Here is a 13,474-nt window from a genome sequence, read left to right on the forward strand (position 1 = left end):
TGGTGGAAAACATAACTGATAAAGATTTCTTTCTTTTTTATCTAAACGTTTCTTAATGAGGGCAATTGAACTACCCCCACTTTCACTTCTAAACGAAGTGAAAGTGGGGGTAGTTCAATTATAAAATTCCTGTCATTCTTCTCTGTATTTTTCAGCTAAGTGAGAGGGATATGATGTGATAGGAGGACCGATCTTAAAGTGGGATAAATTGCTCTTTGAAATTGGTATACAGTTCTTTAATAAGTAAAGTTTTTGTAAAATGTCTTTATCTATTGGATGAAGCATGTGATTTGTCATAATAAAATAATTGTGATGATAAATAAATACTTTTCCTTCAGGGAGGATTGTTTGATTGGATAGATTTGGATGAATAGGTGGTCCATCCGAAAAATGATCTAAACTATTTTGTGAAACATTAATGATTTCTTGAACTGTAAATTTAAACTTGCGAAATGCTATCTTGTTAATGAAAGGACGTTTTTGATTATTTTCTATATAAAATAACTCTTTTTTTTCGTTTTGTACAACCCGTAGATTTGGAATTGAATCTGTAAGGGTTATGGGAGGACCATCTGTATATTTGTAGATAAATGGATCGGGAATTAAGACAATTTCATTTTGATTATATTTGAAGTAAGAAAGCATGTCTTTCGAAATAAGCCTGCGTTTAAAGTTATCAATTAAAAATACTTCACCGTGTGAATTACTAAACAAAATACCATTTAAATCTTTAGAAGGGAGGTTAGCATATAGGTTTTGGAAAGAGAATGGTGTTTTAAAAGTAATATCAAGAACTTTGTTAATGGGATAAAAAGGTTGGAATGTATTTAGGCGTTTCCAAAACATCGCATCTCCAACAAACCAATATAAAGGATTTGTATCCCAATATCCACGGTACTTTTCATAGACTTTTACTAATATTCTTTTAGTATGCATAACTGAACAGTGATCTACAACGTTAGCAGCTGTATATAAAATTTTCGAAGCTTCTCTCACAAATTCATTTGTAGGTTTTAAGTTATAATCAACATGTTTTACGTATTGGGAAGAGTACACTACATCAATTTCAGGATGTTTTTCTAAGAAAGATAACATTTCAGCTAATCTGTTTGGAAGGTATATAGTATCATCCGTTAGATAGCAAATATAATCCCCACATGTTAATGGAAGTGCCTCATTGATAAGTGTTGCATATCTTGTAGTTTTATATCGTTCACCATCTTGTATAAAACTATTCTTATAAGTAATTCGAGGGTCCTCTAGATAATTTTTTATGACATTTATAGTTTCTGGACAGGAATTATCATCCATAATAAAAAGTTCCCATTCTTTATAAGTTTGCTTTAGAACACTTTCAATAACTTGATTAATTAATGACGGCTTATTATAGCTAGTAAGGATAATTGATATTTTGGGTTGCAAAGTCTTCACCTCTATTAAGAATATTGAATGTGTTTTTTCTAGTGAAATATAATAATTAAAGCCTTATCAACACTTTCTTTTTTATTTTAAGTAGTTTATTACTTTTTCATAGATATGGTATGGACTATAGTGGAGAAAAAAGGATATAGGTGAATATAAATACTGCTATTAATTTTTTACAGATAAAGAAATCTTTTTTAAAATTATCGGAACGGTTTGTCCTTTCTATTTATATAATAACGTAACTGTTTTTGTATTTGTTGATAAGGAGGAGAGGGATATTTGCCTAAAATTTCAGTTATAATGACAAGTTACAATAAGCCTGCGTTTGTTAAAAAATCGATATTAAGTGTATTAAACCAAACTTTTCAAGATTTCGAGCTTTTTATAATGGATGATGATTCAGATGAAATAACCCAGAAGGTGATTCAACCATTTATAAATAAGGAAAATGTACATTTTTATAAAAGTAATGTAGCTCATATTTCTGAAAGGACAAAAAAAGTCAGATATGCGGCTTTAATTAATGAAGCACTTAAGCATGCTAAAGGGGAATATATAACTTATATTACAGATGATAATCAATATGAAGAAGAACGCCTGAAAAAGATGTCTAGTTATCTTGATGAGAATGAAGATGTTCAAATTATTTACTCTGCATCAAAAACGATTCATATAGATGAATCAGATATGCCTATTAAAACGGTTGAAAGACCTGCCAAAAAAATTACAAATAATGCTCCATGTACCATTGATCATTGTTCTATTATGCATAGAGCATCAGTTTTACCAATTCTTGAAAAAAGATGGAATTCTTACTGGGATGAAGATCCTCAGTTTTACCGGATAGGAGATGCACGCTTCTTTTGGAGATTAAATCATTATTGGGATTTTTATCCCTTAGATGAAATTTTAGATATCAATTATATTACTCCTCATTCAATACATGCACAGTTATTTGCAGAAGAAAAAAATGAATTTGTGCAATTATTACCACCACAAAGAACATGCAAAGAATTAAGAGAAGATCTAAGAAGAAAAAGAGGGTGAAAAATTGAGTGACATTTATTTAAAAAATTACTGGCTATTAAATTTAGATTATATAAATATTTTTTCAGAGTTAAAGCATCATAACATTCCTTTGCCATTACTCAGTAATTTTTATCAATATTTAGATGAAGATATAAAAAATAAAATGAAAGATGATAAGTTTTACAAGCAATTGTCAATTGAACCAATAGCGGAAAAACAGTTACAGTTGGAGTTTGAAAAAATAATTTCTGCATTTCAATCAAAAATAAAAAGAAAAAATAAAGATGGAACAATCCTGCTAAATTCAGATTATCTCCGTTTTTCAGTAAGTAATTTTACCCACTTTCATCCAAATCAAACTAAGATATTAACAAGATCAAAAAAGCCAGAACTTTATGGTCTTCCTACAGTTTGTACACCAGATTATATAAATAAAGCCCCTAATAACGCGAATGTTTATATAGAAAAAGCTAAAGAAATCTTTTTAAGGTTTAATAAACACCCACTACTATCAAACACGTTTTTTCAAAAAAAATTACTCAGCGACCTTCCTATCATGATTGAGAAGCTTAACATGGCTCATTTTATTTTTAAAGAACAAGATATTTCTGGTGTGGTTGTTGGTACTACGGAAGACATAACAAGTAGAGCACTTACTTTTCTTTCTGGTAGTGAGGGTATACCAAGTTTATGTCTGCAACATGGTGCAATAATGGGAGAAGAAGCATATTTTCCGGTTTTTGCAACAAAACAGGTCGTATATGGGAAATATGAAGAAGCTTGGTACCTTCAAAAAGGGGTCAGTGAATCTCAAATTGAAATACTAGGGCACCCTAGATATGACGAAATCTTTGATAGGGTATATATGGATAAAAAGAATTTATTTAATAAATTAAAAATAGACCCCTCTACAAAAGTAGTTTTTATTGCAACCCAGCCATTTAAAACTTTATTTTATACTGAACTGACAGAAAAGTTAGTAAAAGACAAAAATATTACGGTTATTATAAAGCCTCATCCTTGGGAAAAAGGGCGTAACTTAGTGGGAGAATATATTAAGTTAAGTAACTTATATCCTAATGTTAAATATATAACAAATGAAGTGAACATGTATGATGTTATTTTACATGCAAATCTTGTGGTTATCTCAAATTCAACAGTAGGATTAGAGGCAATGTTATTAGACATACCTGTAGTTGTTTATAAATCTTTATTAGAGGAAAGGGATTATAAATATTACGATACGCTAGATTGGCTTGTAAACCATTCTATGGAGGATGTGACTAGTACGATTAAAAAGGTTCTACATGATCCTTTACAATCTAAATTAGCAAAAGAATTAAGAAAAAAATTTATTAATGAAAACTATCCGCAAGAAGCATGTACAAAAAGATTAATAAATTTAATTCAAGGTGAAAAAGATTAAACTCCTCACCATTTATAAATATTTGAAGTAAAAGATTATATCCTCAGTTTTCAATGATTAATATGTATCTTAAACTTGCAATGGAAACGTGTGTTTTAATATCCGATAAACCAGTTTATCTCTCAACAAATGGCTTGCTAATGGAACTACACACAAATTGAAGAGAGGTTTTTCTTGGCTAAAATTAATTTTTTAATATGAGGAGGTATATATTTTCATGTTTTTTAAAGATAAAAACGTTTTAATTATTGGTGGAACAGGAACAATTGGAAAAAGTATTCTTTCTAATGTTCTACAGGAAAAGCCAAAAGTGGTAAGGGTTTTTAGTAGAAGTGAATATAATCAATTTTTATTACAAGAAGAATTCAGGGATAAAAGTCAAAATATTCGTTATTTAATTGGGGATATACGCAATTATGATCGAGTATTTAGTGCGATGGAAAATATTGATTATGTATTTCATGTGGCCGCGATGAAGCATGTTTCTTTTTGTGAATATAATCCGTTTGAAGCAGTTTTGACCAATATTTTTGGAACACAAAATGTAATAAAAGCGGCAATTGCTCAGAAAGTAAAAAAGGTAGTTTTTACAAGCTCTGATAAAGCGATTTCACCAACAAATAATTACGGTGCAACAAAATTGACTGCTGAAAGATTGATTACATCAGCGGAATATTCAAAAGGTTCAAGTGAAACAATATTTGCAAGTGTTCGTTTCGGAAATGTGATGGGGTCAAGAGGCTCTGTCATTCCTTTATTTGAAAACCAAATTAAAGAAAACCAAAAAATAACTGTAACAGATCTTAGTATGAGTAGATTTATGATGACACTAAATCAAGCAACTATGTTAACAATTGAAGCAATGAAAATAGCAAAGGGTGGTGAAACTTTTATATTAAAAATGCCAGTTATTTCATTAAAAGATTTAAGTGAAGTGATGATAGAAGAAGTTACAAAGTTATATGGGTTGCCCAAGGAGAATATAAAAATTGAAGAAATTGGCTTAAAACCTGGTGAAAAAATGTATGAAGAACTTATGACGCATGATGAATCTTTACAGGCTTTTGAATTACCAGATATGTTTATCATTCCTAGCCCCTTAAAAAAGGGAACTCAATATGAAAATGCAAAAAGGGCGAAGGTTGGGTTTTACCGTTCTGATCATCAAAATGCGATTTCAAAAGAAGAGCTTAGAAATTTAATATTAAACCAGCAACTATTAACAGGAGGGGAGAAACTATGAAAATATTAGTAACTGGTGGTGCAGGTTTTATTGGTAGGTGGGTTGTAAAGAGATTATTGCAGGATAAGCATGAAGTATGGATATTAGACAACTTAGCAAATTCAACTACTGCAAATATCACCGAGTTTGCACACGATCTAAATTTAAAGCAATGCATTCAAGGAGATATTAAAGATAAAAAATTAGTTGCTGAATTATTTAAAAATAATTCATTTGACCTTTGTTATCATTTAGCAGCGAGTATCAATGTTCAAGATAGTATAGATGATGCTAGATCAACTTTTGAAAATGATACAATAGGTACTTTTAATTTGTTAGAACAATGTCTTAAGTATGACGTCAAAATGGTCTTTATGAGTACTTGTATGGTATATGATAAAGCTACTAATATACAAGGGATATCAGAATTAGACCCGATTAAACCAGCTTCTCCATATGCTGGATCAAAAATTGCTGCTGAAAACATGGTTTTATCTTACTATTATGCTTATAAGCTACCTGTAGTGGTTATTCGCCCATTTAATACGTATGGTCCATTCCAGAAAACAGGTGGGGAAGGTGGGGTTGTTGCCATTTTTATAAATAATAAATTAGATAATGTACCATTGAATATATATGGGGATGGAAAACAAACGAGAGACCTTTTATACGTTGAAGATTGTGCAGATTTTGTTGTGGCAGCAGGATACTCTGCAAAAGCAAATGGTCATATTATCAACGCTGGAACAGGACAAGATATATCCATTAATAAATTAGCAGAATTGATTTCGGGAAATAAAGTAAGTATTCAACATGTAACTCATATCCATCCGCAAAGTGAAATCCAAAAATTATTATGTAACTATGAAAAAGCAAAAACAATATTAAACTGGGAACCGAAAGTTTCTTTAGAAGATGGAGTTATTAAAACAGAAGAGTGGATTAAATCTTTAAAAATTAACCCTAAGGAGAAAGAGTAATGGTAAGGGGGATTCTCGGTATTCATGGAGGAAAGCCTGTTAGAGAAACTTATTTACCATATGGTCAGCAACAAATTGATAAATATGACATTCAGGCTGTTGTAGACGTATTAAAAGGGGATTTTTTAACAACAGGACCTATGGTTCAACAATTTGAGGAGGCTATAGCAAAATATGTGGGAGCAAAATACGCTGTTTCCTTTTCAAATGGTACAGCTGCATTGCATGCTGCCTGCTATGCAGCTGGCATAACTGAGGGAGATGAAGTAATTACAACTCCAATGACATTTGTAGCAAGTGCAAATTGTATCTTATACCAGGGTGCAAAGCCGGTATTCGCCGATATTGACAATGAAACATATAACATTAGTCCTAAATCTATAGAGGAAAAGATTACAAACAAAACAAAAGCCATTATTCCCGTACACTTTACTGGACAGCCTGTAGAGTTAGAAGCAATAAAAAAAATAGCAAAAAAAAATGATTTGATTATCATTGAAGATGCAGCCCACGCATTAGGAGCCACTTATAAAAATAAAAAGATTGGTTCAATTGGTGATATGACAATGTTTAGCTTTCATCCGGTGAAACATATTACTACCGGAGAGGGCGGAGTAATTACCACAAATAATCCTCTTTTTTATGAAAAACTTGTTCAATTCCGTACACATGGAATTGAAAGGAACCCCCAAAAACTTCTTGAAAATCATGGACCTTGGTATTATGAAATGCAATTCTTAGGTTACAACTATAGAATTACGGATATACAAGCTGCTCTTGGTTTATCACAGTTAAGTAAATTAGACTCTTTTATTAGGATTCGAAAGAAATATGTAGACATCTATAGTAAAGAATTTAGTTGTTTATCTGAAATCATCATACCAAAGCAATTGCCTCAAACCAGTTCGAGCTGGCACCTTTATATTATTCGATTAAATACTAAGTTATTAAAATGTAATCGAAAAGAATTTTACGAAGCGTTACAAGGAGAAAATATCGGTGTGAATGTGCACTATATACCCGTACATTTACAACCGTTTTATCAAAAATTAGGTTATGAAAAAGGTATTTGTCCGCAAGCAGAAAACGTATATGAGGAAATTATTACGCTGCCTCTATTTCCTAAAATGACAGAAGCTGATGTGTGGGATGTAATACAAGCTGTGAGAAAAGTTCTTTTGTTTTATAGTGTTGCTAAAAATTAAATGAAAGGGGGGTTAATAAAATTGCAAAATCAGAAATTGTTAAGAGCAGTTACAAAATTTGACATTAAAAAAGGAGAGATTATTACAGCTAATAAAGTAACAATGGAATTAAACGTAATAGAAAATGCGCTGAACGAGCTTGAAGCAGAGGAATTATTACCTCAGGTAGCTGTATATAGTTTGCCTGCAGGTACCCCATTAACAAAAGAGGTTATTGAACCTCCAAAGGTAGTAATAATTGTGCTTTGCCGGTTAAAATCTACTAGGTTACCTTTAAAGGCAATATTGCCAATACAAGGTGTTCCTTCCATTGAACGATGTCTTATAAATACATTAGCTATTCCAGGGAAGCACCAGGTCGTACTTGCTACGTCAGATATTGCACAAGATGATCCTTTGGAAAAGTTTGATTTAAATGGGAAAGTAAAAATTTTCAGAGGTGATCCAGAAAATACCGCTGATCGCATGTTCCAAGCTGCAAAACAAGAAAGTGCAAACATTGTCATACGGATTACAGGAGATTGCCCAGCTGTGTCACCAGAAATTAATACTTTTTTACTAGATGAACATTTGAAAATCGGTGCAGATTATACACAGGCAGAGTTAAGTACGTTACCTGTCGGAACAGCAGGCGATATTTTTACATTAGAGGCAATTGAACGACTACTACAAACCCCAAAACCTTTAACCTATGCAGAATACCTTCCGTTTTATTTTATTAATAATCCACATTTATTTCGTATCAATATAGTGAAACTTCCCCCACCATTTTGTTACCCTACTTGGAGGTTAACATTAGATGAACAACCGGATTTAGATATGTTCAATGAACTTTATAAAGGTCTGAATGTAAAATCTAAACCTTTATTTTTTTATCAAATAAAAGATTATATCCTTCAAAATCCTGAACTTATTGAAATGAATAATCATGTGAAATTGAAATGGGCAAATCAACAATCATTAGTAGATGAGCTAAATAGAGAAACGAAATTATAAGTTAATAAGTTATAGTGCTTTTAGTGAGGAGGGAGTATCTTGCTTGAAAAAAAAATTGCCTTTCGCGCCGACGCATCTATTGAAATAGGTACCGGTCATATTATGCGTTGTTTAACACTGGCCCAAGAATTGCGAAATAAAGGTGCTCAAGTATATTTCATTTGTCGTAAGCTGCAAGGTGATTTGCATCAATATATTTTAAATAAAGGATTTCATGTGTATGTATTAGATGGAGATGGTGAAAATACGAATTTCTTAAGTGCAAAAAACGGGAGTTATTTAAATTGGCTAAAATCTCATTGGTTTGTTGATGCGCAGCAGACCAATGAGATTTTGTCGCAACTTCCCAAGTGTGATTGGTTAATTGTTGATCATTATGGATTAGATAATAAGTGGGAGTCTGCTTTAAGAAAAAGTGTAAGAAAAATTATGGTAATCGATGATCTTGCAAATCGAATACATGATTGTGATTTGTTACTAGACCAAAATTTATACGATAACCTCAATGATCGCTATAAAGATTTAATACCAGAGCACTCATTAGTAAAATTGGGGCCTAAATACGCTATATTAAGACCAGAGTTTCATTCAGTTAAGAAGATTTCACGAAAAAGAACAGGGAAAATTGAGAGGATTTTTATTTTTTTTGGTGGCCATGATGTAACAAATGAGACATTAAAAACATTAAGAGCTTTACAAAATATAAACAAAGATAACTTAAAAATAGATGTTGTGGTAGGTAGCCAAAATCCTCATAAAGAGGATATTCAAACTTATTGTAAGAGTGTTACTAACGCTTCATATTATTGTCAAATAGAGAATATGGAAGAGCTTCTCGTAAGAGCGGATTTAGGGATAGGAGCTGGGGGCACAACCACATGGGAACGATGCTTTCTTGGATTACCTTCTATAACAATTACAACTGCCCAAAATCAAATTGAAGTAACCAAGGCTGTAGCGAAGGTTGGAGCTACATGGAATATTGGTACAGCTGAAAGTGTTTCGGATAAAGCAATTACGAAATGTCTAAACAAACTTTTATCAGATTCTAACATAGTGAAAGAAATGTCTAATAAAGCTCTTTCTATACAGTGTGCTAGTAATACAAATGAAATAGCAAAAATTATTTTAGGAGGATAGTATGTTAGATATTGGGGATTTTCAATTGGAAAGGTTAAAAAAGAAAGATTTAGAACTTATTTTAAAGTGGCGGAATACAAAAGAAATTCGCTCGGTTATGTATGAAAATCATCAAATAACAATAGACGAACATTTAAAGTGGTATGAAAAACTCGTAATGGATGATACAAAGATTGCAAGATTATTAACATATAAAGAAAAACCAATTGGATTTGTTAATTTTACAAAAATAGATAAAATGGATCGAACTTGTTATTGGGGATTTTATATAGGTGAAAAACAAAGTGTAAGACGTGCCGGAACTGTATTAGGTTTATTAGCATTAGACTTTATTTTTGAAATCAAAGACATACACAAAGTATGTGCAGAAATAATAGAATCAAACCGTATTAGTTTAAAATTCCATCAGAAACTTGGTTTCCTAGAAGAGGGAAGATATGAAAATTATATTTATAGGGGCAATGATTATGTTGATGTCATTACAATGACCTTGTCCCGTGAACAATGGGAGGAAAGAAAAGAATCTATAAAAAAAGAGCTTGAAGGTGAAAAAAATGAGTAATGTATATATCGGAGGTAGAGAGATTGGCAATAGTTTGCCACCATTTATTATTGCAGAAATGTCAGGAAATCATAATCAATCATTAGATAGGGCGTTGAAAATTGTAGAAGCAGCTGCGGAGGCTGGGGCACAAGGATTTAAAATTCAAACATATACACCAGATACAATGACTTTAAATATAGAAAATGGTGATTTTTTAATTCACGATACAAAAAGTTTATGGAAAGGAAAATCACTTTATCATTTATATAAAGAAGCATATACACCCTGGGAGTGGCATAAACCAATTTTTGATCGCTGTATAGAGTTAGGAATGATACCATTTAGTACGCCGTTTGATGAAACAGCTGTAGACTTTCTAGAGACATTAAATGTTTCATGTTATAAAATCGCATCTTTTGAAAATACTGATATTCCCCTCATACGTAAAGTAGCCGCAACAGGAAAACCAATAATCATTTCGACAGGAATGGCTTCAATTGCTGAACTAGATGAAACAGTAAGGGCTGCGAGAGAAGAAGGGTGTAAAGAATTAATTCTATTAAAATGTACAAGTACGTATCCTGCATCTCCAAAATCTACAAATATTGTTACCATACCTCATATGAAGGAGTTATTTAAATGTCAGGTGGGTTTATCCGATCATACACTGGGAGTAGGGGTATCTGTAGCAAGTGTTGCCTTGGGAGCTACAGTAATTGAGAAACATTTAACGCTCTCAAGGTCGGATGGAGGAGTTGATGCTAAATTTTCAATGGAACCAGCTGAATTTAAATTATTAGTAAGCGAAACTGAAAAAGCATGGGAATCTTTGGGGAATGTATATTATGGACCTACTGATATAGAAAAAAATTCTTTAAAATTTAGAAGATCATTATATGTAGTAGAAAACATAAAAGCGGGAGAAGTCTTTACAAATGAAAATGTTAAAGCTATTAGACCAGGGAATGGCTTATTACCAAAACACTTATCCAAAATTATCGGGAAAAAAGCGAGTAAGGATATAGAAAAAGGGACGCCTGTTTCATGGGATTTAATTTGATACCGAGGAAATTAGACCGTTTATAGAAAGGTTTATAATGAAAATGCTATTTTAGTAGGAGATAAATTTAAAAGGCCCTGTCTAAAAACAGCGCCTTTTAAAAGGGCAAGACATTCAACAACTGAAGGTACCTTTATATTACCATTATTGGGATTTTGATATCATGTACTTGGTGTTGAGAAATAAAAAGGCAATCGTCGCTGAATTGCCTTTTGATAAAACAGAGCACTTTCAAACATAATATATTCGAAGTTTTATGATATGTGTAAATAAAATAGCAGCTAGTGAAAACTAGCTGCTTAATACAGAAAAGAGAAGAACTACAGGGACGGTTAAATGAGTTCTGGCTTTCGCCTATCTTTAGTATTGACGGAATGTTTAGTTTTATCATTTTAGCCAAGAAGAATCCTTCCTCAAGGAACGCGAAGTGAGTAGGTGGGAGATGAATTGGCTTTGAACAAGGGATGGCAAGGAGCCATCTTAATTGTTCGACATACATAAAGTGTTACTTCACTATCTATCGAATGTACGTTCGGTATATAATAGTCATATACCGAAATGGAGGTGAATCAAATGATAATTAATAAAGCCTATAAGTTTCGTATCTATCCAAATCAAGCACAAGCAATTCTAATTAACAAAACGATAGGTTGTTCTCGCTTTGTATTCAATCATTTCCTATCCCTATGGGATCACGCATACAAAGAGACAGGAAAAGGCTTGATCTATGGTACATGCTCTGCCAAACTACCTGCCATGAAGAAAGAGCTTGTTTGGCTAAAAGAAGTGGATAGTATTGCGATTCAGTCGTCTGTTCGCAACCTTGCAGATGCTTATACGCGCTTTTTCAAAAAACAAAACAGCGCACCGCGCTTTAAATCTAAGAAGAACAACGTACAATCTTATACCACAAAACAAACAAATGAAAACATTGCCGTTGTAGGGAACAAAATAAAGTTGCCGAAACTAGGCCTGGTTCGATTTGCCAAAAGTCGCGAAGTAGAGGGGCGTATTGTCAATGCTACAGTTAGACGGAACCCTTCTGGTAGATATTTTGTGTCACTATTAGTTGAAACAGAAGTACAAGAACTTCCGAAAACACATTCTTACATTGGAATAGATGTAGGACTAAAAGATTTCGCTATCTTGTCAGATGGAACATACTATAAAAATCCGAAGTTTTTCCGATCATTAGAAGATACGTTGGCGAAAGCACAGCGTGTTCTTTCTAGAAGAATGAAAGGGTCTTCTCGCTGGAATAAACAACGAGTAAAGATAGCTAGAATTCATGAATACATATCAAATGCTAGAAAAGATTACTTGGACAAAATTTCAACTGAAATCATCAAAAACCACGATGTTATCGGTATAGAGGATTTGCAAGTATCGAATATGTTAAAGAATCATAAGTTAGCAAAAGCAATTAGTGAAGTATCATGGTCGCAATTTCGATCCATGTTAGAATACAAAGCAAAATGGTATGGCAAACAAGTCATTGTCGTATCGAAAACATTTGCTTCCAGCCAGTTATGTTCTTGTTGTGGATATCAAAATAAAGACGTTAAAAATCTAAACCTACGTGAATGGGACTGTCCCTCTTGTCGTACAAACCATGATAGGGATATTAACGCAAGTATCAATCTAAAGCATGAAGCGATAAGGCTTCTAACCGCAAGGACTGCGGGGTTAGCCTAATCAATTAGAGTTCGATAGAACTCTTTACTTAGGAATCCCTCACTTCTAAACAAAGTGAAAGTGGGGGTAGTTCAATGAAATGACTTAACGTAACAAAGTATCCTCCTGTAGCTTCTCCATCGATGATGGCACTATGTAGCTTTTGAATGTATGGTCGTCCAATAGATTCTTTTATATATCTTTTTACTTCAACAAATTTCACTTCATCATCTTTCCAAAGAATAATGTCTATTCCTCCATCATTAGAACCGGGTATAACTTACGCTTGGTATCCTCGAGAATTAAACAAGTCAGCGATTAAATATTCAAACTTTCGCAGGTCCATTTTTTCTAAATATTCACGATTTGCTTGTTCTCTTAAGTATTTCATGCGAATTTCTTCTTCAGAGACCTCGGATGCTTTAAGTATTATTCCTAATCCAAAAACGATGACTAATGAAATGATAGCCCAAATCATACAATTCACCTCAGTATGAGTATAACCAGCTTAACACTATTCTATCTCTTCATACCCAATACCCTCTATATGCAATTTGATAACTTTTGGAATAAGATATGCAACAGGAAATGTAGGAGTAGCGCTTTTAATAAAGTTTTTCATCGTATTTTAGGAAATTTGAAGCGGAATGGGAGTAAAACAATGCTAGGCAAAGAATACGTGTATTATCTCTATAAAGAAGGGATACTTCATGCAGTTGAGGTAGATTGCTCTTAATAAATGAAGTGAAATTAAAAAAGTACGAAGAGTTCAT

Annotated in this window: 11 protein-coding genes and 1 pseudogene; 10 read left to right on the plus strand and 2 right to left on the minus strand. The window is 32.6% G+C overall.

Annotated elements, in window-relative coordinates; translation table 11 throughout:
• Positions 1-132 precede the first annotated feature (132 nt).
• Positions 133-1,422, minus strand: coding sequence for a glycosyltransferase family 2 protein (locus tag ACS2FK_RS25840; protein ID WP_063549964.1), 1,290 nt, complete (start codon positions 1,420-1,422; stop codon positions 133-135).
• A 282-nt stretch (positions 1,423-1,704) separates the two neighbouring features.
• On the opposite strand from ACS2FK_RS25840, the gene ACS2FK_RS25845 reads away from it, so the two are divergent.
• From ACS2FK_RS25845 to tnpB, 10 genes are all read left to right on the plus strand, one after another.
• Entirely contained in the window at positions 1,705-2,472 is a 768-nt protein-coding gene (locus ACS2FK_RS25845) for a glycosyltransferase family 2 protein (RefSeq protein ID WP_063549966.1), read from the plus strand.
• A 4-nt stretch (positions 2,473-2,476) separates the two neighbouring features.
• Positions 2,477-3,880: a CDP-glycerol glycerophosphotransferase family protein gene (locus ACS2FK_RS25850; protein WP_063549968.1), complete on the plus strand. Its 1,404-nt coding sequence runs from the start codon at positions 2,477-2,479 to the stop codon at positions 3,878-3,880.
• Positions 3,881-4,097: 217 nt separating this feature from the next.
• The gene (locus tag ACS2FK_RS25855; RefSeq protein WP_000465157.1) at positions 4,098-5,123 is read left to right on the plus strand and encodes an SDR family NAD(P)-dependent oxidoreductase; all 1,026 of its coding nucleotides are present in this window, start codon (positions 4,098-4,100) and stop codon (positions 5,121-5,123) included.
• A complete protein-coding gene (locus ACS2FK_RS25860; RefSeq protein ID WP_000699374.1) occupies positions 5,120-6,082 on the plus strand; it encodes a dTDP-glucose 4,6-dehydratase in 963 nt (320 codons plus the stop codon). The genes ACS2FK_RS25855 and ACS2FK_RS25860 overlap by 4 nt, the downstream gene beginning before the upstream one ends.
• The gene (gene pseC / locus ACS2FK_RS25865) at positions 6,082-7,287 is read left to right on the plus strand and encodes a UDP-4-amino-4,6-dideoxy-N-acetyl-beta-L-altrosamine transaminase (protein ID WP_063549970.1); all 1,206 of its coding nucleotides are present in this window, start codon (positions 6,082-6,084) and stop codon (positions 7,285-7,287) included. Before ACS2FK_RS25860 ends, pseC begins: the two co-directional genes overlap by 1 nt.
• Positions 7,288-8,283, plus strand: coding sequence for a glycosyltransferase family protein (locus ACS2FK_RS25870; RefSeq protein WP_063549972.1), 996 nt, complete (start codon positions 7,288-7,290; stop codon positions 8,281-8,283). It abuts the gene before it with no gap.
• 39 nt (positions 8,284-8,322) lie between these two features.
• Positions 8,323-9,423: a UDP-2,4-diacetamido-2,4,6-trideoxy-beta-L-altropyranose hydrolase gene (gene pseG, locus ACS2FK_RS25875; protein ID WP_063549974.1), complete on the plus strand. Its 1,101-nt coding sequence runs from the start codon at positions 8,323-8,325 to the stop codon at positions 9,421-9,423.
• A gap of 1 nt (position 9,424) precedes the next feature.
• Positions 9,425-9,985 (plus strand): UDP-4-amino-4,6-dideoxy-N-acetyl-beta-L-altrosamine N-acetyltransferase, encoded by a 561-nt coding sequence (gene pseH / locus ACS2FK_RS25880; RefSeq protein ID WP_063549976.1) that lies wholly within the window; start codon positions 9,425-9,427, stop codon positions 9,983-9,985.
• Complete coding sequence (gene pseI, locus ACS2FK_RS25885; protein ID WP_063550086.1) at positions 9,978-11,027, plus strand: pseudaminic acid synthase; 1,050 nt, start codon at positions 9,978-9,980, stop codon at positions 11,025-11,027. Before pseH ends, pseI begins: the two co-directional genes overlap by 8 nt.
• A gap of 573 nt (positions 11,028-11,600) precedes the next feature.
• Positions 11,601-12,722, plus strand: coding sequence for an IS200/IS605 family element RNA-guided endonuclease TnpB (tnpB, locus tag ACS2FK_RS25890; protein WP_063549978.1), 1,122 nt, complete (start codon positions 11,601-11,603; stop codon positions 12,720-12,722).
• A gap of 76 nt (positions 12,723-12,798) precedes the next feature.
• On the opposite strand, the pseudogene ACS2FK_RS25895 reads toward tnpB, so the two are convergent.
• Positions 12,799-13,179 (minus strand): annotated as a pseudogene (locus ACS2FK_RS25895) (restriction endonuclease); the annotation flags it as partial.
• Between the last annotated feature and the right edge of the window lie 295 nt (positions 13,180-13,474).

It is taken from the genome of Bacillus cereus group sp. BceL220, from assembly GCF_051776965.1.
Taxonomy (GTDB): domain Bacteria; phylum Bacillota; class Bacilli; order Bacillales; family Bacillaceae_G; genus Bacillus_A; species Bacillus_A cereus.

Coding starts and splice junctions, on each gene's coding strand:
- ACS2FK_RS25860 (WP_000699374.1), top strand. CDS start 5,120: ATGAAAATATTAGTAACTGGTGGTGCAGGTTTTATTGGTAGGTGGGTT.
- pseI (WP_063550086.1), top strand. CDS start 9,978: ATGAGTAATGTATATATCGGAGGTAGAGAGATTGGCAATAGTTTGCCA.
- pseH (WP_063549976.1), top strand. CDS start 9,425: ATGTTAGATATTGGGGATTTTCAATTGGAAAGGTTAAAAAAGAAAGAT.
- pseC (WP_063549970.1), top strand. CDS start 6,082: ATGGTAAGGGGGATTCTCGGTATTCATGGAGGAAAGCCTGTTAGAGAA.
- ACS2FK_RS25855 (WP_000465157.1), top strand. CDS start 4,098: ATGTTTTTTAAAGATAAAAACGTTTTAATTATTGGTGGAACAGGAACA.
- tnpB (WP_063549978.1), top strand. CDS start 11,601: ATGATAATTAATAAAGCCTATAAGTTTCGTATCTATCCAAATCAAGCA.
- ACS2FK_RS25870 (WP_063549972.1), top strand. CDS start 7,288: ATGAAAGGGGGGTTAATAAAATTGCAAAATCAGAAATTGTTAAGAGCA.